Origin of the sequence: Candidatus Tisiphia endosymbiont of Ceraclea dissimilis (genome assembly GCF_964030735.1) — a bacterium.
Taxonomy (GTDB): domain Bacteria; phylum Pseudomonadota; class Alphaproteobacteria; order Rickettsiales; family Rickettsiaceae; genus Tisiphia.
Window position 1 is genome coordinate 1,536,565 of record NZ_OZ034917.1, and the last position, 21,774, is coordinate 1,558,338.

Consider the following 21,774-nt stretch of genomic DNA (forward strand, 5'->3'; position numbering starts at 1 on the left):
CTATAAGTAATAGGCGAGCGACAACGTCCCCAACTTCTCATCAATTGACTATACCTATTCACACTTTTTAAGTTGCTCAATATCTGCTCCTACTATGAGCTTGATATTTCTAGTAACTTTATCATAATCCCAATTCCACCATTTTATTTGTACTAACTCATTAATTATATCATCGGAGAATCTTTTTTTTATAATTCTACTAGGATTACCTGCAACGATAGAGTAAGGTGGTACATCCTTAGTAACCACTGCATATGCTCCAATAATTGCTCCGTCTCCTATTGTGACTCCCGGCATAATGACTGCATTAGTACCAAACCACACATCATTACCAACTATTGTACTCCTTCCTTTATTAAGAGTTGGTATATAATTATTCCAACCTTCGAAAATAAAAAATGGATAAGTAGAAAAACCATCCATTGGGTGATTGACATCATCCGCAATAAAAGTAGTTCCTCTAGCAATAGTACAAAACTTACCAATAATTAATTTACACTGATAATATCCTACAACGTTATTACATTCAAAATGTTCTGGATATCGGTGATCATGATAATAAGTATAATCACCTACCATTATGTTAGGATTATGAATAAAATGTTTTAAAAATATAATTTCTTTAACATGTTTTTGGTAAATATGTGGATAGTGATTGTTGGAGTGTACCATATGGCTCTTGTTCATTTAGTTAATGTTATCCTTGCTCGACTTAGTGTCATACCTGCTCGACTTAGTGTCACCCCTGCGTAAGCAGGGGTCTTAGATTCCGCACCGAAACGAAAATGACAATTTATTGCTTCGTCGTCCTCATGGTTTCATCGCAATAACGTTTGTCTTTACTTTCATAGAAAATTTTGTTTTTGCCGCAATCAACCAATCTTGAAATTCTTCTTTGCTTACTACTTCAATGGCAATAGGCATAAAGCCATGATTAACACCACAAAGCTCTGAACACTGACCATAATACACACCTTTTTTACTAATTTTAGTCCAGGTTTCGTTAACTCTGCCAGGCACAGCATCGAGCTTTATACCTAATGCTGGTACTGCAAAACTATGTATAACATCCCCTGCAGTAATTAAAAATTTTACGGTAGTATTTTCTGGTATAATAATACGATTATCAACTTCTAATAATCTTTTTTGACCAGGTTTTAAGTTTTCATCAGTAATTAAACAACTATCAAATTCAAGATTATTATGATCAGGGTAGATATAGTGCCAATACCACTGATATCCTACAACTTTAACCGTCATGTCTATTTCAGGAATATCTTCTGCAATACGTGCAACACGAAATGATGGTACAGCAATAATAATTAAAATAACTATAGGAATTATCGTCCAAATAATTTCAACCAATATATTATCAGAAAATTTTGCTGGAATAGGATTGGCTTTGGCATTAAATCTGATGCAAACATAAATTAATAAAACAATGATAAAAGCAACTATTCCTCCTGATATGAGCAGTAGGAAATTATGAAACTCCTGAAGCTCTTCCATAAGATGACTGGCTGGAGTCTGTAACAGCATTTGCCATGCCTGAGGTTCTGATGCTAGGCAATCGTGAGCAAATAAGAGATATAAAATTAGACTTGCTACATAAGTCAATCTAGTTGATGATTTTGTCGTCGAAACTCGCCTTCGCTCCTCATGTACGTTTATGTACACTGCGGTACTCGGCTTCGTTTCTCCTAAAAATCCTTCAACTATTTTTGACTTATGCAGCAAGTCTATTATAAATTTTTTCATAAATAGTACTTAGTGGACTCAATTCTATATGTTATAGTTAGACAATATAAAACGATATACAGTTTTATTAAAGTAAAAAATAAAGTATGGTGAAAAAACTTGAGGAATTTACTATTGACTTTAAATTGCCTTCTGATACATTCGGCTTACTCAATAATGATTTAAGATTACAACATGGCAGGTCATTCAAAATTTAAAAATATCCAGCATCGAAAAGGTGCACAAGATAAAAAAAGGGCAAAAATTTTTACTAAGTTAGTTAGAGAAATTATTACTGCTGCTAAATTAGGGGCTGATATAAGTAATAATCCACGGTTGCGGAGTAGCATAGCTGCCGCTCGGAGTCAAAATTTGCCAAAGGATCGAATAGATAAGGCAATAAGTGCGGCAAGTGATTCGAATAACAACGAAAATTATACCGAAATTAGATATGAGGGCTTTGCTCCCGGTGGAATTGCAATAATAATAGAGGCTTTAACTGATAATAAAAATCGTACGGCTGCAGAAATTAGGGCGGCTTTTAGCAAATTTGGTGGCAATTTAGGTGAAACGGGCAGTGTCAGCTATATGTTTGATCATCTCGGAGTAATACAATATCCAGCAAATTTAGCAACAACCGAGGCTATGTTTGAAAGTAGCCTAGAGGCTGGAGCAAAAGATATGATTTCTGAAGAAGATACATATTTAATCTATACAGATATTGAGAACTTTGTGCAAGCTCTTGAATTTCTGACCAGTAAATATGGACATCCTGAAGAATCTTACATAGGTTGGGTGCCTAAAAATACCATAATTATAGAAGAGAATGATAAAGCCGAGAAGTTGTTAAAATTAGTGGATATTTTAGAAGAAAGTGATGATGTGCAAAAAGTTTTTGGTAATTATGAATTATCTGATGCAATTTATGAAACTATGAAGGACGTTTAATATGGATTGCCAAGTTATTGTTCTAGCTGCAGGTAATGGTAGAAGAATGGAATCTACCTTACCAAAAGTAATGCATAAAGTTGGTGGTAAATCGATGCTTGATAGGGTAATAACCAATGCCCAACAAGTTAGCAATGAAGTTATTTTAGTCCACTCCTGGCAATTAGAAAAACATATTGCTTGTTATAAAGATAGTTGTAAATTTGTTTTACAACCAGAACCCCTTGGTACTGCTCATGCGGTATATAGTGCTTTGGACTTAATTGATGACAATAAAATTGTAGCCGTACTTTATGGAGATAATCCTTTAATTACGCCAGAGATTATTAATGATTTACTAAAACATCTAGTTTCGACAAATTCTGCCATAACAACCTTGTGCTTTGAGCGAGATAATCCTGGGCAATATGGGCGAATAGTTACTGATAAACTAGGAAATTTTTTGAAAATTGTTGAATTTAAACAAGCAACGAGTGAAGAATTAGCTATAACAACTTGTAATTCTGGTATTATGGCTTTTGCCAATGGTGTGTTAAAAAAATATTTACCTACTATTTTTTTTAAGAATCCTGATAAATCAAAAGAGTTGTATTTAACGGAACTGGTAAAAATCGTTAAGGATAATGGCGAAAAAGTATCGTATTTGCTATCCGCCAACCACGACATAGTGGTCGGAGTAAATACTAAACAAGAGCTAGAAGAAGCTAATAGAACTATTGCTAAGTTAGCAGGGATATAGTGAATTAACTTGAATTGGCAACGTTATAAATCCGATTAGTATTTAGCTTCAGCGTCATTGCGAGGAGCCACTTTAGTGGGCGACGAAGCAATCCAAAAAAAACGATTAAAATGGATTGCTTCTGAGGCTTACGCCTCCTCGCAATGACGATTGGTATTAAATTAATAACTTAATTAAGAGCTTAAAAAAATGACTAAAAATGAAATATTATCCTATCCGGAAGTAAAAAGTTTGGACAGCCAATGTAAAAAACTTGTGGTATTGTTACATGGGCTTGGTTCAGATGGAAATGATTTAATAGGATTGGCTCCCTTGATGTCTAGGGAATTCCCCGATTGTCACTTTATTGCCCCACATGGCGTTGAAAAATTTGATAGTGCACCTTATGGTCGACAATGGTTTAGTTTAAATAACCGTAACCCTGATTATGTTAGGGAATTAGTTGCTAAAAATACTGGCTTAGTTACTGACATAATCCAAAAGAAACAAGCAGAATTAAATTTAACTAATAAAGATACTATCCTAATTGGCTTTTCGCAAGGTACCATGATGGGGTTATATTTGAATTTTATACAAAAAGAACCTTTTGATTCTATGGTAGGGTTTTCTGGCAGATTAATTGCCCCACAAGAATGTATCAATAAAACTACACCAGTTTGCGTGATACATGGCGAATTAGACGATGTGGTTGATGTAAGTAGTATGGATGAAACAGTAGAATATCTAGAGAAATATGATATTCCTTATAGTAAATACAAAATACCAAATCTTACACATTCTATTGATGATAGGGGGATACAGTTTGCCATTAAGTTTATCAAAATAGGTTATTACATAGACTGAGATCATTTGAAACATGCAAGCTAAAATGTTCTGGACTTTGTGATTAAGAATTATAAAGCGGAAAATGTTGTTTTTGTGTAGGCACGGTTATTTTTTATGACTTTTAAACTGCCCATTAAATAGTAGGTTAAATTAATGAATATCTTTACTAAAAAATTATCTGAAACAGATAATGCAATATATCAAATTATCGATGGTGAAAAAAAACGTCAGCATGATTTTATTGAATTGATTGCTTCTGAGAATTTTGTAAGCCCGGCAGTATTAGAAGCTCAAGGCTCGATTTTGACCAATAAATATGCTGAAGGATACCCGGGAAAACGTTATTATAACGGGTGTAGTGAGGTTGATAAGGCTGAGCTTTTGGCTATAGAGCGGGTAAAAACACTATTTAATTGTAAATATGCTAACGTTCAGCCTCATTCCGGATCTCAGGCTAATCAGGCAGTATTTTTAACTCTATTAAAACCACATGACACCATACTTGGTATGTCGCTAGATACAGGGGGGCATTTGACACATGGTGCTCCACCTAATTTGTCTGGCAAATGGTTTAACTCGGTGTTCTATTCTGTAAATAAGGAGAGTTATCTAATTGATTATGCCCAAATAGAGCAATTGGCAGTTCAGCATAAGCCAAAATTGATTATAGCTGGTTATTCTGCCTATTCGCGTCAATTAGATTTTGCTAAATTTAGGGAAATTGCTGATAGAGTAGGAGCGTATTTACTAGCAGATATTGCTCATATTTCTGGACTGGTTGCGGTAGGTGAACATCCAAGTCCCTTGCCTTATGCTCATATTGTGACTTCCACTACTCATAAAACCCTACGTGGTCCGCGAGGTGGTCTTATTCTGTCAAATGATGAGGAATTGGGTAAGAAGATAAATCTCGCTTTATTTCCTGGGTTGCAAGGTGGACCATTAATGCATATTATTGCAGCAAAGGCAGTGGCATTCTTGGAAAATTTACAACCAGAATATCATCTTTATATAAAACAGGTTGTTAGTAACGCTAAAGCTCTTGCTAATAGTTTAATGGCAAGAGGCTATGATATTTTAACTAATGGTACTGATAATCATATAGTATTAGTGGACTTACGAAAATATGGTATAACTGGTAAGGTGGCAGCAGATTCGCTTGAAAGAGCCGGTATAACTTGCAATAAAAATGCGATACCGTTTGATGCCACTTCACCATTTATTACTTCTGGTATTAGGCTTGGCACTTCAGCATGCACCACTAGAGGATTCAAAGAACAAGAGTTTATAGAAGTTGGTAATATGATTAGCGATGTATTGGATGGGTTGAAAGATAAAAATGATGGGCAAGATAATAGTGATTGTGAGACAAAAACTTTCCAACAAGTTAAAAGATTAGTAGATGCTTTCCTAGTTTACGTTTAAGCTATAAACCATAAGTTAACAGGCTATAAGAAATTATTGCTATCCGTTATAACGTTTTAAAAAGGTAAAGTTTATGAGGTTTTATACAGGTAGGAATAAATCTAAATCTGATATACAAGCTCCCAATGATAACTCACGTTCTATAGAGTTGCAAGCCATTTCGAGTATAAATAATAATGCAGTTGAGCTAACTAAAAGAACACTATTTTCTTAAGTTGACACCCATAGGTAATGACGTAATTTTTTATATTTTTAATAATTTTTTAAAATCTTCTTGACAGGTTATAGGAAGTTGCTATTGTCCGTTCGTAACGATTTAATTAAAGGAGAATTTATGACAGTTTTTAATAATTATTTGCTAGAAAGAATAAACTCTAATACATCTGAGGGTATTATTAACTTACGGGAGGAGAATATAGGAGATGAGGAAGTTGAAGCTTTAGGAAAAGTTCTTCAGAATAACAATACAGTTTGGTCCATTCAATTACCACGCGAACATGGTAATATTACTGATAAGGGGCTTAAGTTTTTTGTAGAAAAGATTGCTCTTAGAAAAGAGCTGCTTGTTGTCGAGGCTAATAATGGGCCGTGGAATGAAGCATTTAGGTATATTGAGGAGAGCAAAAGGTTAGGACAAGAAGTCGATAAACTTGCTGATTTCTTACCTATTAATGTGCAAAATGATAAGTCAGCAAGTGATTTAACTGATTCATCTAAATCTACAACATCACTAGCTTTAGAAGAAGACAATGTAGTAGAAGAAGTTCCAGTGGTAGAAGAGCTAGTAAAAGCAGCTCCAGTGGTAGAGCTAGTAGATAAAGCGGAAGAAGCAAAAGAGGGGTTAGTAGAGCTAGAATTGACTAAATCGGTAGAATCGCTGCTATCAGATGATTCTGTAGATGGTTCTGTAGATGATTTTGTAGATGATTCTGTAAATAATTCTGTAAATGTAGTACTAGAAAGTTTTTATACAAGTTACCAAGAAAATCCTGCTACTATTTCACCTAATGATATAAAAAGTGTAAAAATAAAACCAACATCGTTCTTCGCAAAGATATCTAATGCTTTTACAACTATGAAGGATACATTGACTTCATTATTTAATCATAATACTACTAAGGACTACTATTCTTCAAAGTTCTATGTTACAAAAGAGGATATGTTCCAAGAAGATACTGATGCTTTAGGGTGTGTGGATGATATGAGTAACGACTAGAATTTAAGTAAGTAGTAATGTATAGCTAACCCGTTAGTATTTCATAAGCGTCAGTTTAAGAAAACAATAATTGGGAAACCGTCATTGCGAGGAGACCGTAAGGTCACGAAGCAATCCAGAAAAGCTATTAGAAATAGATTGCCACGCCACCTACGGTGGCTCGCAATGACGATTTTCTACTTTATTTTCTTAAACTGACGCTTATGCTTCAGTGCGGGATATAGATTCCCGCCTACGCGGGAATGACAATTTACAATCCGTTACAATAGTTTTAAAACAGGTAAAGTTTATGAAGCGGAAGATATTTAAGAGTAAATCTAACTCTAATATACAAGCTCTCAATAAGAACCAACATTACATTGAATCGCAAGACCTTCCAAGTAAAAAAGTATCTTTTAAATATCCACTTGTAACTGAAATAATTAACTATGAAGAAAAAACAGATGAAGAAGATGATGAGGTAGTAGTACAAGCAAAACCAATCGGATGGCGTACAAAAGTTTGGGACTCCTTGAAAGATATTTTTACTCGAACTAATCATAATGATGGTTATTCTGCTAACCATGATGAAGTTAATTCTTACCCCAATACAGTTAATCTTGATGTCAGCGACACTGTTAATTTAACAGGAGCTGAAAGTGCTATGATATAGCTAGCCCATTAGTATTTCATAAGCGTTAGTTTAAGAAAACAATAATTGAGAAACCGTCATTGCGAGGAGACCGTAAGGTCACGAAGCAATCCAGAGAAGTGATTATAGTCAATTGATGGGAAGTTGGTGACGTCGTCACTCGCCTATTACTTATAGGCGTCGCTCCATCGTTCCTGCTACCCAATTCCCCTGAATTGACTATAGAGATAGATTGCCACGCCACCTATGGTGGCTCGCAATGACAGATAACGTCATTGCGAGAAGGCGTTAGCCGACGAAGCAATCCATTTCTAATTTTTTTGGATTCTTGCCATAATCTTTTCGGAAATATTTGATGGAGTAAGACCGAAATATGAGTATAAATCATTAGAGGGAGCAGAGAGTCCAAATTGTTCCATTCCGAAGAACATCCCGTTCTCTCCGATGATTCGATGCCAGCCAAAGCTACTTGCAGCTTCTATAGCAACTTTTAATTTGGCATTGGATAGGATATTTTGGATATAGCTAGGCTGCTGTTTAAAAAACAACTCAAAACATAACATTGAAATCACATTGGTACTAAAGCCATTTTTGCTTAGTATATCTTTTACCTCTAATGCTATTGACAATTCAGAACCGGTGGCGAAGATAGCAACATCTACTGTTTCTTGATTATTCCCTGACAGTATATACCCACCTTTAGAACATAAATTTTGCGAAATATTTCGGCTATAGTCAATTGAGGAAAAGTTGGTGACGTCGTTACTCGTCGCTCGCCTATTACTTATAGGCGTCGCTCCATCGCTCCTAGCACCAAATCCTCCTGAATTAACTATAACTATTTGAGATACTGACTGTCTGGTTAAAGCAAGAACAGAAGGGCCATCTTTATTAGCTAAAGCAATTCGCCAAGATTCAACTGTTTCAAGATAGTCTGCCGGGCGTAATACCATCATATTTGGTAAGCTTCGAAAGGATGCTAGATGCTCTATTGGTTGGTGAGTAGGGCCATCTTCTCCTACCCCAATTGAATCATGGGTCATGATGTAGATCACTTGCTGCTGCATAATAGAAGAAAGCCGCATAGTTGGCTTCATATAATCAGAAAATACTAGAAAAGTAGCCCCTACGGGTAAGAAGCCTGATAATGCGAGTCCGTTCATGATAGCCCCCATAACATTTTCACGAACCCCATAATGGATGTAATTGCCAGTAAAATCATCTTTATTAATTATGTTACTAGCAGTATTTTTGATATTGTTGGATAATGATAAATCAGCTGAGCCAAAAATAATTTTATCTGATAGTTTGGTTAGATATTCTATAACTCTACCAGATGAACAACGGGTTGCTTCAGCTTTTTCTGGAATAGGGATATTATCAAGAAAAGAGCAATCTATATCAGCTTTATTGCAATAGGCTTTTTGCTCTGGAGTTATATCAGCAAACTTCTCTTGCCAATTAGTATAACTCGCTTGATTTCTTAACCAAGCTGTACCCCATATCTCTTGTAATTCCTTTGGTATAGTAAACGCCTGATCATTAAAACCTAAATTTTCTTTAAGAAGTTTAACCTCATCTTTACCAAGCGGGCAGCCATGGGCGGCATTTGAATTCACCTTGTTAATAGAGCCTTTGCCAATTAAAGTACGGCAGGCAATCAAGTATGGTTTATCAGAATTTTGTGCCTTAATTAGGCTGGCATTAATTTGCTCAAAATCATGCCCATCAATAGATTCGGTATTCCAGCCCATGGCGGCAAATTTCAGCAGATGGTTTTCAGATACAGTAAGGTCGGTAGAGCCATCGATGGAAATTTTATTATCATCAAATAAAACTATTAAGTTATTTAGGCATAAATGCCCAGCTAAAGAAGCAGCTTCATAGCTTATACCTTCCATTAGGCATCCATCTCCAATTATACAATAAATTTTGTGTGCACTAAGATCTTTGCCCAATTTTTGTTGATATTTTTTTTGGGCAATCGCCATCCCAACTGAAGTACCAAACCCCTGCCCTAAAGGTCCTGTAGTAGCCTCAATAGCTTCATATGCCCCATATTCTGGATGTCCAGGAGTTTTTGAATGTAATTTTCGAAATTGTTTTAAATCTTCTAGATGAAAATTTTTATAATTTGTTAAATAATAAAAACTATACAGCAACATAGAACCGTGTCCAGCTGATAGAACCAGGCGATCACGGTCAAACCAAGTTGGATCATTAGGATTGAATTTTAGAAAATTAAATACTAGTATGGTCATGACATCTGCCATACCAAGAACCATACCTGGATGCCCTGATTGAGCATATTCTATACTATCACTTGCTAAAACTCTAATACAGTTACTTAATTTAGAATATTTTTCTGAATATTTGGGGATTTTATTAAACTTCATTATAATAAATATTAATTTTGTGTTAAAAGATATTGATATAGATAACCAGATTAACATTACGCGTCATTGCGACGAGGCGTGAGCCGACGAAACATCCAATAAGTGTGGATTGCTTCGACCATTACATGGTCTCGCAATGACGTTAGGGGTTAATTATAAAAATTTTTTATGAATCTACATCAAAATAGATATTATGACAACAAAACTATTACCCTTTTTTTCATGGTTTAGCACGTTATTGCATCAATTGTGGTTATCAATTAGTTCAGTAAATTTCTACCAAGATGTTTATAAATCATATAAAGGATATGGGATTAAGTATATATTTGCTGTGTCTTTTATATCATCATTGATCTATTGTATTGTTATATTTAATTACTTGTTAGTCCTCACCGATTACTTTACTGAGAATCGTTTAACAAAAGGCACAATAACTATCGAATATATATTTAAACAATTACCGGAAATCTATTATGATGGTAGTAAAATTTCAGTTGATCAGGATGAACCTATATATTTATTCGATGAGAATGGCAATAAGCTTGCGGCTATAGACTCAAAAAATCAATTATCTTATGGGGAAAAACTTAAAGTTCCCGTCCTATTTAGTAGTAACAATATAACCCTTACTACAGTAGAAATAACCGATAAAAAAAAGAGTGTGTTTAATATTGGATATGCTAAATTATTTACTCCTGATCAAAAAATCCTCACTGAAGAAGTCATTAAAAAGCATTTTGCCAAAATCCTAACACAAGCACCGAAGATATTTATTTATATTTTAATGCCTATAATAATAGCCTTTCGTTTTATAACAATTTTATTTGAAAAAAGCTTTATTATCATCTTAGTATATTTGTTAACTAACTATTTTGGTCCTAAGTCCTCTTGGCAAACCTGTATTAGAATAACCTTATTTTCAAGTGGCATAGCAATTTTATTACAACCTATGATGGTTATATTTTTGCCAGAATTTAGTAGTATTATATTTTTTATACAGATGTTCACCAGTTTGTTAGTGCTTTTAGCAATGTTGCAAATACGAAATAAATAGGAATAAGCCCCCTGCTTACGCAGGGGTGACATCTAACTTTTTCATCATTCCCGCTTCGGTGCGGAATCTATATCCCTGCTTACGCAGGGGTGACAAGCATTGTCCTATATTTTATTAAAATCTGCAAAAAAACTTGATTATCGAGTATAAGTAATAGGCGAGCATTGAGTGACGACGTCACCAACTTCTCATTAATTGACTATAATCTTTCCTCTATCCTATCTGTCGTAATTTCCTTTAAATTTATGCCTTAAAGTTGGGAAATTTATTACTTAGAACATATTAGATTTTTCTGAGTATTACTGATATTGTTATAACCCAAAATTTATTATTTTCAATTTTTCATATTTTTTTGCCATTATTAAGCAAATTATCAATCTATTAATATTAAAGTAACGGTAAAAAAATTGATAGTATATCAAGACCATAGAGTTCTAACAATAGAACAAAAAAAAGCGATTGATTTGTTGTCAATTGGAACATTTTTAGAATATTTTGACTTGATGCTTTATGTACATATGACAGTATTGTTGAATGAGTTATTTTTTCCACAAAGTGATCCACAAACTGCTAATCTTCTATCGACTCTCACCTTCTGTGCTACTTTTGTTTTTCGACCAATTGGGGCTGTGTTATTTGGTTGGATAGGTGATAAAATAGGTCGTAAAGTTACGATAGTTATCACAACTTTTATGATGGCATTTTCTTGTTTACTGATGTTTATTTTACCTACTTATGCACAGATTGGTATTACTGCTTCGATATTAATTAGCATTTGTCAGATAATGCAAGGTATGTCATCCTTAGGAGAAGCAATAGGGGCTGAATTATATTTAACGGAAATGATCAAACCACCCTTACAATATCCTGTTGTTGGTTTTATTTCAATATTTGCTGATCTAGGGGCAGTATTTGCTTTAGGTGTTGCAGTACTGACTACTTCACATGGCTTTAATTGGCGGTATGCTTTTTTATTTGGATCAGTGATTGCTATGGTGGGAACGATGGCAAGAACACAGCTTAGAGAAACACCAGAATTTGCTGATGCAACCAAAAGATTGATAAATAACCTGAAACTTTTTGGTTTAAAGAAAAAGGATATTATTGGAAAAGAAGGTAGTGCCAATTGGCAGATGTTAAATGAGAAAGTTAATATCAAAACTATATTAGCTTATTTAGCAATTGAATCGCCTTCTCCAATTATCTTTTATTTGATATATATCTATTGTGGTATCATACTTAAAAACACCTTCAATTATAGTTTTGAACAAATTATTATCCATAACTTGCTTGTTAAAATAACAGAGCTACTTATCAGCATCCTATATACTTATTTGAGTTATAAGATATATCCACTAAAAATTTTAAAAGTAAGATTAGGAATCTTTGCTAGTATTATTATATTTTTGCCATATATATTAACTAATATCCCCTCTCCTTCTTATTTGTTATTATTACAGTCTTTTATATTGCTATTTCAGACAGGATCATTTCCAGCCGCCTCAATATTTTATAAGCAATTTCCTGTGTTTAAACGTTTTAGATGTGTCAGCATCTCATTCGCTATGGTAAAAGCAATAATGTATGTTGTTGTTTCTTTTGGATTAGTTTATTTAATAAAATATTTTGGTAATTGGGGAATAGCAATGTTTTTTGTGCCATTCATGGTGGCATATGGATTTGGCTTGTATCATTTTGAAACATTAGAGAGATTACGCAATATGTAGTTATAGCTAACCCGCCTGTGTCATTGCGAGAAGCTACTTTAGTAGCATTGAAGCAATCTCACGTAGTAATCTCGCTAATAGCGTCTTGTACTTTTCTGGAATTTTTAAATTGTCATGGGGTTTATGCGTAAGGTAAGTGATAAAGTAAAATAAATGAAATATTTTACTTATTATATCATTATTGGTATTAGTGTGTGCAATATTTAGTGTATTATTGAATAATTAGAATTGCTGGGTTAGAGTTTACTTTCTCTATCATTTATTCAAATATTCTATTATTGTTATTATATTAAATAGAAGAGGACGCCACAATGAAAGATATCTGTAAAAAAGTTAAATGTATAGTATACTTGCTTATATATGGGGTGGTCACTTGGATTATCGCAAAAATTATACTTATATCAACATTCCCAGATGATGGGCAATGTCACTGCTCCGAAACTCCAGCCTTACTACATTATATTTTGGCTTTGATAGTAACTACAGCCCCAGTGATAACGTATATATGTACGAAAAATTGTAAGCTGAAAACAAAATCTGATACTAAAAAATTATGATTGGTAAACTAAAAGGCACAATAGATGCATGTTTTAATGATTATGTCATTATTGATGTTAATGGTGTTGGATATTTAGTGTATTGTAGTAGTAAAACTCTAAATAAATTAGTGGTTAATGAGTTTTGTCAATTATTTATCGAAACGCATGTAAGAGAAGATCATATTAATCTTTATGGCTTTTTATCACTCGAAGAAAAGTTTGTTTTTAATTTATTACAATCAGTAAACGGTATTGGGACAAGGATGGCTTTAGCTATTTTATCAAATTTATCACCTGAGCAAATTCAATCAGCGATAGCTAGGCGGGATAAAGAAGCTTTTAAAGCCGTTTCCGGTGTTGGACTAAAATTAGCTGAACGAATTATCATAGAGTTAAAGGATAAAGCCTTAACTAACCTTACTACCAATCTTCCCATCGATAAGAATGATAGTGATTTATCTAAGATATCATCTGATGCTACATTAGTTTTAACCTCACTTGGAGTTAATAGAACTGAAGCCCATAATTTGGTACAGGAAATTATTGCAAAGGATCCTGATATCTCTATTAATGAGCTAATTAAACTCGCACTAAAGGCCCGTAGTTCCAATGTCTAAAAACCCAGTTTCTAAAAATGTTTTATCAGCTGATATATTGCCAAACGATCAAGAGTTCTCTCTACGACCTAGCTATTTAAAAGAATTTGTTGGGCAACAACAGATCAAAGAGAATTTATCTATTTTCATCCAAGCCGCTAAAAATAGGTCAGAACATTTAGACCATACCTTATTTTATGGACCGCCTGGACTTGGTAAAACCACTCTTGCCCAAATTATTTCTAAGGAGATGGGAGTAAATTTTAAATCCACTTCAGGACCTGCTATATCAAAAGCAGCTGATTTAGCTGCTATACTTACCAATTTGCAAGATAATGATGTGTTATTTATTGATGAAATTCACCGTCTTAGCACCAATATTGAAGAAGTATTGTACCAAGCAATGGAAGATTTTGCTTTGGACATAGTTATTGGAGAAGGTCCCGCCGCAAGGTCAGTAAAAATCAATTTACCCAATTTTACTTTAGTTGGAGCAACTACTAGACTAGGTCTATTGAGTAACCCTTTAAGAGATAGATTTGGTATACCACTACGTTTACATTTTTATAATGTGGCTGAATTAAAACTTGTTTTGAGTAGAGCTAGTAAATTGCTGGCAATTAATGTAACCGATGAGGCGTTAGAAGAAATAGCAAAGCGTAGTAGAGGAACTCCAAGAATTGCCCTTAGGCTAATTAGACGGGTGAGAGACTTCGCTTCTGTCGATGATCAGCTAGAAATTGATAGGAATATTGCCAATCTCTCGCTGAATCGATTAGAAGTTGACAAAATAGGTTTAGACAGTAATGATTATAGATATTTAAAGTTTATCGCTGATAATTATGATGGGGGTCCGGTCGGTATAGAAACAATTGCCGCAGCTCTATCAGAACAACGCGATGCTGTTGAAGAAACTATCGAACCCTATCTAATACAAATAGGGTTATTACAACGTACCCCAAGAGGCAGAGTTATTACCAAAAATGCTTTTGACCATCTGGGAATATAACAATCTATAGTTAATAAAGAAGTAATTTATGAAAATAATTAACATAAAACAACTAACGATCCTGCTGACTTTAATTTTACTCCCCTTTAGCAAAGTGGTTGCCAATAGTCAACAACATTTTGAGAAAGCAAATACTTTAACAATGGAGGGCAAATGGCAAGAAGCAATTGACTCCTATGATTTGGCAATTAAATATAAGCCTGATCTTGCTGAAGCTTACCATAACAAAGGTACAGCTTTGTATGAGTTAGGCAAATGGCAGGAAGCAATTGACTCCTTTGATTTAGCAATTAAACATAAGCCTGATTTTGCTAATGCTTACAACAATAAAGGTACTGCTTTAGGCAAGTTAGGCAAATTGCAGGATGCAATTGACTCCTTTGATTTAGCAATTAAACATAAGCCTGATCTTGCTGATGCTTATTACAACAAAGGTATAGTTTTAGGCAAGTTAGGTAAATTACAGGAAGAAATTGTTGCTTATGATTTGGCAATCAAACATAAGCCTGATTTTGCTAATGCTTATTATAACAAAGGTATAGCTTTAAAGGAATTAGGTAAATTGCAGGAAGCTATTATAGCATATGATTTAGCAATTAAACATAAGCCTGATCTTGCTGATGCTTACAACAATAAAGGTACTGCTTTAGGCAAGTTAGGCAAATTGCAGGATGCAATTGACTCCTTTGATTTAGCAATTAAACATAAGCCTGATCTTGCTGATGCTTATTACAACAAAGGTGTAGTTTTAGGCAAGTTAGGTAAATTACAGGAAGAAATTGTTGCTTATGATTTGGCAATCAAACATAAGCCTGATTTTGCTAATGCTTATTATAACAAAGGTATAGCTTTAAAGGAATTAGGTAAATTGCAGGAAGCTATTATAGCATATGATTTAGCAATTAAACATAAGCCTGATCTTGCTGATGCTTACAACAATAAAGGTACTGCTTTAGGCAAGTTAGGCAAATTGCAGGATGCAATTGACTCCTTTGATTTAGCAATTAAACATAAGCCTGATTTTGCTGATGCTTATTATAACAAAGGTATTGCCTTGAAGCAGCTAGGTAAATACTCGCAGGCAAAGGAAGCATTTAGCAAAGCAGAGCAATTTGAGATAAAACACTAAAAACTATAGAATTATGCTAACCCTACTAACATTACTCCGTCATTGCGAGACCACGCAAGTAGGTCGTGGCAATCCAAAAAATGATCAAAAATTGATTGCTTCGTCGCTACTGAAGTAGCTCCTCGCAATGACCTTGGAAGCTAAAATCGTCATTGCGAAGAGGCGAAAGCCGATGAAGCAATCCACTCTTTTATGGATTGCCACGCCACCTACGGTGGCTCACAATGACGGAATAATGTTAGGCATGGTTAGCTATAAAACCAAACTAAAAGATACTTAAAGAAGAAATATTATATGCAAAAAGCTCTAACTTTTATAATTGCTGCCGCAATTATTTACTCTATTGTACAAATGAAAATGCAATCTCCGCCTGAGGAAAATGCCCCTAAGGTTCAGACAAGTGAAGCTGAAAGTAATAACAATACTAATACCCCTGAGCAAGCAAATATACCATTAACTGGTAATTTCCTTGAAAAGACTGTTTCAAAAGTTTTGATCAATGCTCTTAAAACAGAAGAAGGTCGACTATTCTTTGAAAATTTACTACAACCAACTAACAAACCTATTGCTGATGGTAAATATACTATAGAGGTTAATAGAGATTTAATTCAGCCAATGTTTAAGATTAACACCTTTGGTAATGGGACTGTCGGTCCAGCGACTTGTGGTCATGTAGTTACATTACATTACCAATTATTGGATATTAACAATAATTTACTCAGCGAAAATACTAAAACCTTTACTCTTGGTTCTAGGGCGATCATGCCAGGAATTGATTCTGTAGTAGTAGGGATGATGGTTGGACAAACCAGACAAGCTATATTTCCTACAAAATATACATCTTCTAACGAAGAAAATAAAGACTATGATGCACCTTATAGGGTTAATATTGTCTTAAATTCAATATTACCTAATAATTTTGTTAATAGTAATGAAGTAAAGATATTTGATGATGAAATAGCTTATAGGATGCCATTATTATGTGGAGATAAAGTAGGAATTGACGCAAAGATTACTAAATTATCGAATGGGCAGGTACTTTATGACTCGACACAAGAAGGGAAAAAGCTAGATATAAAAATTGGTGATATTAATTACCCATTAATTGTATCATATGCTCTACATGGTAAAGTACCAGTTGGCACTAGAACAGTAATTGCTAAAGGTAAGTTATTTAAAGCCCTTGGTTCTAATATCAATAAAATGCTTAATCAAAGTAAGATTCCTGTGGATGAATATTTAATGCTGGAATTAACAAATTTTCAAACAGATTAATTGAGGATAAAAAATGCACGATACTACTTATAATACTAAAAGAGCAACTGTACCAGCTCTCGAACAATTATTATTTGAACCGATAAAAGTACTAGATCATGGTTTCATTAGAGTTATTGATTATATGGGGGATGATAGTAGCATAGTACAAGCAGCACGAGTATCATATGGTAAAGGGACAAAACAACTAAGCCAAGATAAGGGGCTAATTAATTACCTGATGCGTCATAAACATACCACACCATTTGAAATGTGTGATATCAAATTTCATATTAAACTACCTATTTTTGTTGCAAGACAGTGGATACGTCATAGAACTGCTAGTGTTAATGAATATTCAGCTAGATATTCTATATTAGGAAATGAATTTTATTTACCAGAGAAACAGAATCTTGCTGCTCAATCTACAATAAATAAGCAAGGAAGAAGTGATGAAAAAATTCCAGAAAAAATTGCAGATAAAGTATTAGTGCTACTAGAAAAAGATGCTAAAATATGCTATCAGCATTATACTGAAATGATGAATCAGGATGAACATGGCAATATTATTGATGAAAATACCTTAGGTATTACTAGGGAACTGGCAAGAATGAATTTAACTTTGAACTATTATACAGAATGGTATTGGAAAATTAATTTGCATAATTTATTAAATTTTCTGCTACTCCGAGCCGATTCTCATGCCCAATATGAAATCAGAGTATATGCAGAAAAAATGCTAGAAATAGTACAAGCTTGGGTACCTTTTACTTATGATGCCTTTAAGGAATATAGGCTAGAGGGTAATAATATTTCTAAAAAAGGACTGGCTGTCATAAAAAGACTAATTAATAAAGAAGATGTCACGCTAGAGTCTAGTGGTATGACCAAAAGAGAATGGGATGAATTAATGCAAGTTATTGGTGGATAAAATAATAAAGGAGGTGTTTAGATACAGTCAATTCAGGGAAATTGGGTAGCAGGAGTGACGAGTGGCAACATCACCACCTTCTCATTAATTGACTATATCTGGTTTTTAAACATTATCTCCTGTAACTCGTACTATATTTGCCCCACAGTTACTTAATTTTTTTTCCAATGTTTGATATCCACGATCTAAGTGGTAGATTCGACGTATTTTTGTTGTATCGTTGGCGGCAAGTCCAGCTAATACTAGAGATACCGATGCTCTGAGGTCGCTTGCCATAACTTCAGCTCCCGTCAGAAAAGGTACTCCGTGTATTATAGCACTATTTCCTTTAATTATTATATTTGCCCCCATTCGGCATAATTCAGGAACATGCATAAAACGGTTTTCAAAAATAGTTTCGGTGATGGTAGAAGACCCGCTGCAAAGGGTCATAAGACTCATAAACTGAGCTTGAAAATCTGTTGCAAAACCTGGATATGGACTTGTATGAATATCCACAGGATTTAATTTATCTACATAAGAAACTCTTAAACCATTATCAATGGGTTCAACTTTTATGCCAGCTTCAATGAGTTTTAATACTATATTTTCAACAATATTGCCGTTAATTCCATAAATATTTAAACTGCCTTTAGTAATGGCAGCAGCCATCATGTAGGTACCAGCTTCAATACGATCCGGCATGATCGAATAGTTGGTATGTTTTAAATAAGATTTACCAATAATTGTTATTTCACTTGTACCAATTCCATTTATTTCTGCCCCCATTTTGTTAAGGCAATGGCATAGATCAACAATTTCTGGTTCTCTAGCACAGTTAGATAATATCGTTTCCCCTTTAGCCAAAGTAGCAGCCATTATAGAATTAATTGTTGCTCCAACAGATATTTGTTTAAAAACAAAATGTACAGCTTTTAATCTGCCTGTGATTTTAGCATTAATATAGCCATGATCCACATCAATATCTGCTCCCATAGCTTGCAATGCTGCTATATGTAAATCCACTTGTCGAGCCCCTATAGCACATCCTCCAGGTAAGGAAACTTTAGCTTTAGAGAATCTAGAGAGTAATGGTCCAAGAACCCAAATAGAAGCACGCATTTTACGTACTATATCATATGGGGCAGTAAAATTATTAATATTGCTACTATCGATATCCATGCTTAAGTAATCTTGATGATCAGTTACCGTAACAACACTGCCTAAATTCTCAAGTAATTTCTTCATTGTGAGAATATCGGTAAGCTTTGGAATATTATTAATACTAAGCTTATCTGTAAGAAGTGCAGCTGTCATAATCGGTAATGCCGAATTCTTAGCTCCGCTAATGCTAATATTACCTTCAAGGGGAATACCACCTTTAATTATTAAACTGTCCATAGGAATTCCTTAATATATAATAATCTGAATTGAATATAACAAACTGACGTCATTGCGAGAAGGCGTAAGCCAAAGCATAAGCGTCAGTTTAAGAAAACAATAATTGAAAAACTGTCGTTGCAAGGAGGCTTTAGGTCGACGAAGCAACCCAGAAAAGTGATTAAATTTGGATTGCTGCGACCACTACGCGGTCTCGCAATGACGTTGGAAGCTAAAATCGTCATTGCGAGAAGAGGCGTGAGCCGACGAAGCAATCCACTCTTTTATGGATTGCTACGCCACCTACGGTGGCTCGCAATGACAACTTTTCTACTTTATTTTCTTAAACCAACGCTTATGCACAATAACGTCGGTGTTTTTACCTCGACTTTAAACAATTTATCATTTTTTACTATCGTCAAGAGCTGCTCCAAGTATGTCTCCTAGACTAGCACCACTATCAGCAGAACCATATTCTTTGATAGCTTTTTCTCTCCTGTCTATTTCAAGGGCTTTTATTGATAAAGTAACTTTACGAGATGCTTTATCAATGGTGATGATTTTTGCATCAATTCTGTCATTAGGGGCAAATCTTTCAGTTTTTTGTTCGGTTTTTTCACTAGAAAGATCAGCCTTCTTGATGAAGCCCGATACTTTATCGTCTAAAGCCACTTCTATTCTATCATCTTGAACTGCAGTGACTAAGCAAGTAACGATCATATTTTTTTTATACAGCTCAAATTCATCTTGCTGCGTCTCTTCAGTTAATTGTTTAATACCTAAACTTATACGTTCCTTTTCAATATCAATTGATAAAACCTTACATTCTATTTGGTCATTCTTTTTATATGTTTTTAACAATTCAATACCATTACCGTCCCAGCTTATATCCGTTTCATGAATCATGCCGTCAATATTGTCATCAAGTGCTACAAACATACCAAAGTCAGTAATATTTCGTATTGGAGCTTTAATTATACTACCTATTGGATTACGCTTAGCAAACTCAATAAGGGGGTTATCTTGACATTGTTTAATACTTAAAGATATTCTATGTTTATCAGTATCAACTTCTAAAATGGTAAATTGCACTTCTTGACCGATAGTAAGCATTTTTTTAGGATGCTGATTTAATTTCACCCAACTAATTTCACTTGAATGTACAAGACCCTCAATACCATCTTTTAGCTCAATAAATACTCCATAATCAGCAATATTTGTTACTTTACCGGTCATTATCGTACCAACCGGAAATTCTTCTTTTATACTTTGCCATGGATTATGATCAAGTTGCTTCATACCAAGTGAAATTCTCTTAGTTTCTTCATTAAATTTTATAACTATAACCTTAACTTTTTGATCTAGCGATAAAACTTCTGAAGGGTGATTTATTCTGCTCCATGAAATATCAGTAACATGCAATAGACCGTCTACATTACCTGAACTACCTAAAGCAATAAATGCACCGTAATCAGTGATATTTTTTACTGTACCATCTAATATTATCCCTTCCTTAATTTTCGATAACATTTCATCCCTAGCCTCAGATCTTGATTCCTCAAGTATGGCTCTTCTAGAAACCACAATATTACCAAGTTTCTTATCCATTTTTAAAATTTGGAATGGCTGCTTGATACCCATTAACGAAGAAATATCTTTTATTGGTCTAACATCTACCTGACTTCCAGGCAAGAAAGCAACAACCCCTGATACATCAACGGTAAACCCACCTTTAACACGCCCAAATATTACACCATCCACAAACTGCTTTTGAGCACATGCAATTTCTAAATGTCCCCATGATTCTTCTCTAATAGCTTTTTCACGGCTTAATATAGTTCTACCGTTGCGACCTTCAATTTTCTCAATATAGACATCAACTATATCACCAACTTCTGGTAAAGGTTGATTACTAGCCAAGGCAAATTCTTCTACCGGAACTCTACCTTCATTCTTTAGGCCAACGTCAACTATGATAATTCCTTTGGCGATACCTACTACTTGACCTTTGACAACAGTACCTTCTTTTATATGGCTAGTACTTATGCTTTCAAGCATTTGTGCAAAATCTTCATGAGATTGAAGGCTAATTTCTGCAAGTTGGGAAACAAATTTTTTCTTAATTTTTTGCATATTATTCTCTAATACTAGTTGTGCCACCTAGTATAATAAATATAGTTAATTGATTTGAATTTGCTCGAGTGAGTTGCTTAGATGTTGACCTAAATTTAGGTTTCACTTCTATCACACTGATCAGCA

The 21,774-nt window shown here is 34.3% G+C and carries 21 protein-coding genes; 15 read left to right on the forward strand and 6 right to left on the reverse strand.

All coding sequences use genetic code 11. From position 1 onward, the window contains the following. Positions 1-54 precede the first annotated feature (54 nt). Together ACQH1V_RS07260 and coxB are read right to left on the reverse strand one after the other, a co-directional pair. A complete protein-coding gene (locus ACQH1V_RS07260; protein ID WP_425360307.1) occupies positions 55-672 on the reverse strand; it encodes a CatB-related O-acetyltransferase in 618 nt (205 codons plus the stop codon). 138 nt (positions 673-810) lie between these two features. Then, positions 811-1,758 carry a cytochrome c oxidase subunit II gene (gene coxB / locus ACQH1V_RS07265; protein WP_425360308.1) on the reverse strand — a complete coding sequence of 316 codons (948 nt, stop codon included), beginning with the start codon at positions 1,756-1,758 and terminating at the stop codon, positions 811-813. 174 nt (positions 1,759-1,932) lie between these two features. Between coxB and ACQH1V_RS07270 the strand changes: the two genes are divergently transcribed. The 7 genes from ACQH1V_RS07270 to ACQH1V_RS07300 all read left to right on the forward strand — a co-directional run bounded on the left by ACQH1V_RS07270 (position 1,933) and on the right by ACQH1V_RS07300 (position 7,542). After that, positions 1,933-2,685: a YebC/PmpR family DNA-binding transcriptional regulator gene (locus ACQH1V_RS07270; protein ID WP_341748963.1), complete on the forward strand. Its 753-nt coding sequence runs from the start codon at positions 1,933-1,935 to the stop codon at positions 2,683-2,685. Between the two features lies 1 nt (position 2,686). Beyond that, the gene (locus tag ACQH1V_RS07275) at positions 2,687-3,424 is read left to right on the forward strand and encodes a sugar phosphate nucleotidyltransferase (RefSeq protein WP_341748964.1); all 738 of its coding nucleotides are present in this window, start codon (positions 2,687-2,689) and stop codon (positions 3,422-3,424) included. Between the two features lie 189 nt (positions 3,425-3,613). After that, positions 3,614-4,267, forward strand: a complete 654-nt coding sequence (locus ACQH1V_RS07280) for a dienelactone hydrolase family protein (RefSeq protein WP_094649077.1) — start codon at positions 3,614-3,616, stop codon at positions 4,265-4,267. Between the two features lie 135 nt (positions 4,268-4,402). Continuing rightward, positions 4,403-5,674, forward strand: a complete 1,272-nt coding sequence (gene glyA / locus ACQH1V_RS07285; protein ID WP_425360309.1) for a serine hydroxymethyltransferase — start codon at positions 4,403-4,405, stop codon at positions 5,672-5,674. Between the two features lie 73 nt (positions 5,675-5,747). Then, positions 5,748-5,888, forward strand: a complete 141-nt coding sequence (locus ACQH1V_RS07290; RefSeq protein WP_157905652.1) for a hypothetical protein — start codon at positions 5,748-5,750, stop codon at positions 5,886-5,888. A 120-nt stretch (positions 5,889-6,008) separates the two neighbouring features. After that, on the forward strand, positions 6,009-6,890 hold the full coding sequence (locus tag ACQH1V_RS07295) for a hypothetical protein (RefSeq protein ID WP_425360310.1): 882 nt from the start codon (positions 6,009-6,011) through the stop codon (positions 6,888-6,890). Between the two features lie 289 nt (positions 6,891-7,179). Further along, complete coding sequence (locus ACQH1V_RS07300) at positions 7,180-7,542, forward strand: hypothetical protein (protein WP_425360311.1); 363 nt, start codon at positions 7,180-7,182, stop codon at positions 7,540-7,542. A gap of 25 nt (positions 7,543-7,567) precedes the next feature. Here the strand turns inward: ACQH1V_RS07300 and ACQH1V_RS07305 are convergent, their stop codons facing one another. Beyond that, the gene (locus ACQH1V_RS07305; protein WP_425360312.1) at positions 7,568-7,726 is read right to left on the reverse strand and encodes a hypothetical protein; all 159 of its coding nucleotides are present in this window, start codon (positions 7,724-7,726) and stop codon (positions 7,568-7,570) included. Positions 7,727-7,832: 106 nt separating this feature from the next. Further along, on the reverse strand, positions 7,833-9,917 hold the full coding sequence (locus tag ACQH1V_RS07310) for a transketolase family protein (protein WP_425360313.1): 2,085 nt from the start codon (positions 9,915-9,917) through the stop codon (positions 7,833-7,835). 193 nt (positions 9,918-10,110) lie between these two features. On the opposite strand from ACQH1V_RS07310, the gene ACQH1V_RS07315 reads away from it, so the two are divergent. The 8 genes from ACQH1V_RS07315 (at position 10,111) to thyX (ending at position 18,156) form a co-directional block, all read left to right on the forward strand. Further along, positions 10,111-10,971, forward strand: a complete 861-nt coding sequence (locus ACQH1V_RS07315) for a DUF1189 family protein (protein ID WP_094649082.1) — start codon at positions 10,111-10,113, stop codon at positions 10,969-10,971. A gap of 407 nt (positions 10,972-11,378) precedes the next feature. Beyond that, positions 11,379-12,698, forward strand: coding sequence for an MFS transporter (locus ACQH1V_RS07320; protein ID WP_425360314.1), 1,320 nt, complete (start codon positions 11,379-11,381; stop codon positions 12,696-12,698). 311 nt (positions 12,699-13,009) lie between these two features. Next, positions 13,010-13,255: a Holliday junction ATP-dependent DNA helicase RuvA gene (locus ACQH1V_RS07325; protein WP_341748970.1), complete on the forward strand. Its 246-nt coding sequence runs from the start codon at positions 13,010-13,012 to the stop codon at positions 13,253-13,255. After that, positions 13,252-13,854 (forward strand): Holliday junction branch migration protein RuvA, encoded by a 603-nt coding sequence (ruvA, locus tag ACQH1V_RS07330; protein ID WP_425360315.1) that lies wholly within the window; start codon positions 13,252-13,254, stop codon positions 13,852-13,854. The genes ACQH1V_RS07325 and ruvA overlap by 4 nt, the downstream gene beginning before the upstream one ends. Further along, a complete protein-coding gene (gene ruvB, locus ACQH1V_RS07335; protein ID WP_341748971.1) occupies positions 13,847-14,842 on the forward strand; it encodes a Holliday junction branch migration DNA helicase RuvB in 996 nt (331 codons plus the stop codon). The genes ruvA and ruvB overlap by 8 nt, the downstream gene beginning before the upstream one ends. 28 nt (positions 14,843-14,870) lie before the next feature. After that, a complete protein-coding gene (locus ACQH1V_RS07340; RefSeq protein WP_425360316.1) occupies positions 14,871-15,971 on the forward strand; it encodes a tetratricopeptide repeat protein in 1,101 nt (366 codons plus the stop codon). Between the two features lie 294 nt (positions 15,972-16,265). Further along, positions 16,266-17,246 carry an FKBP-type peptidyl-prolyl cis-trans isomerase gene (locus tag ACQH1V_RS07345; protein WP_425360317.1) on the forward strand — a complete coding sequence of 327 codons (981 nt, stop codon included), beginning with the start codon at positions 16,266-16,268 and terminating at the stop codon, positions 17,244-17,246. Positions 17,247-17,259: 13 nt separating this feature from the next. Next, complete coding sequence (gene thyX, locus ACQH1V_RS07350; RefSeq protein WP_094648792.1) at positions 17,260-18,156, forward strand: FAD-dependent thymidylate synthase; 897 nt, start codon at positions 17,260-17,262, stop codon at positions 18,154-18,156. Between the two features lie 105 nt (positions 18,157-18,261). Here thyX and murA read toward each other — a convergent pair whose 3' ends face one another. Together murA and ACQH1V_RS07360 are read right to left on the reverse strand one after the other, a co-directional pair. Continuing rightward, positions 18,262-19,536, reverse strand: coding sequence for a UDP-N-acetylglucosamine 1-carboxyvinyltransferase (gene murA, locus ACQH1V_RS07355; RefSeq protein ID WP_094648791.1), 1,275 nt, complete (start codon positions 19,534-19,536; stop codon positions 18,262-18,264). A 381-nt stretch (positions 19,537-19,917) separates the two neighbouring features. Continuing rightward, positions 19,918-21,648, reverse strand: a complete 1,731-nt coding sequence (locus tag ACQH1V_RS07360) for a 30S ribosomal protein S1 (protein ID WP_341748974.1) — start codon at positions 21,646-21,648, stop codon at positions 19,918-19,920. Between the last annotated feature and the right edge of the window lie 126 nt (positions 21,649-21,774).

Coding starts and splice junctions, on each gene's coding strand:
- ACQH1V_RS07260 (WP_425360307.1), bottom strand. CDS start 672: ATGGTACACTCCAACAATCACTATCCACATATTTACCAAAAACATGTT.
- coxB (WP_425360308.1), bottom strand. CDS start 1,758: ATGAAAAAATTTATAATAGACTTGCTGCATAAGTCAAAAATAGTTGAA.
- ACQH1V_RS07270 (WP_341748963.1), top strand. CDS start 1,933: ATGGCAGGTCATTCAAAATTTAAAAATATCCAGCATCGAAAAGGTGCA.
- ACQH1V_RS07275 (WP_341748964.1), top strand. CDS start 2,687: ATGGATTGCCAAGTTATTGTTCTAGCTGCAGGTAATGGTAGAAGAATG.
- ACQH1V_RS07280 (WP_094649077.1), top strand. CDS start 3,614: ATGACTAAAAATGAAATATTATCCTATCCGGAAGTAAAAAGTTTGGAC.
- glyA (WP_425360309.1), top strand. CDS start 4,403: ATGAATATCTTTACTAAAAAATTATCTGAAACAGATAATGCAATATAT.
- ACQH1V_RS07290 (WP_157905652.1), top strand. CDS start 5,748: ATGAGGTTTTATACAGGTAGGAATAAATCTAAATCTGATATACAAGCT.
- ACQH1V_RS07295 (WP_425360310.1), top strand. CDS start 6,009: ATGACAGTTTTTAATAATTATTTGCTAGAAAGAATAAACTCTAATACA.
- ACQH1V_RS07300 (WP_425360311.1), top strand. CDS start 7,180: ATGAAGCGGAAGATATTTAAGAGTAAATCTAACTCTAATATACAAGCT.
- ACQH1V_RS07310 (WP_425360313.1), bottom strand. CDS start 9,917: ATGAAGTTTAATAAAATCCCCAAATATTCAGAAAAATATTCTAAATTA.
- ACQH1V_RS07315 (WP_094649082.1), top strand. CDS start 10,111: ATGACAACAAAACTATTACCCTTTTTTTCATGGTTTAGCACGTTATTG.
- ACQH1V_RS07325 (WP_341748970.1), top strand. CDS start 13,010: ATGAAAGATATCTGTAAAAAAGTTAAATGTATAGTATACTTGCTTATA.
- ruvA (WP_425360315.1), top strand. CDS start 13,252: ATGATTGGTAAACTAAAAGGCACAATAGATGCATGTTTTAATGATTAT.
- ruvB (WP_341748971.1), top strand. CDS start 13,847: ATGTCTAAAAACCCAGTTTCTAAAAATGTTTTATCAGCTGATATATTG.
- ACQH1V_RS07340 (WP_425360316.1), top strand. CDS start 14,871: ATGAAAATAATTAACATAAAACAACTAACGATCCTGCTGACTTTAATT.
- ACQH1V_RS07345 (WP_425360317.1), top strand. CDS start 16,266: ATGCAAAAAGCTCTAACTTTTATAATTGCTGCCGCAATTATTTACTCT.
- thyX (WP_094648792.1), top strand. CDS start 17,260: ATGCACGATACTACTTATAATACTAAAAGAGCAACTGTACCAGCTCTC.
- murA (WP_094648791.1), bottom strand. CDS start 19,536: ATGGACAGTTTAATAATTAAAGGTGGTATTCCCCTTGAAGGTAATATT.
- ACQH1V_RS07360 (WP_341748974.1), bottom strand. CDS start 21,648: ATGCAAAAAATTAAGAAAAAATTTGTTTCCCAACTTGCAGAAATTAGC.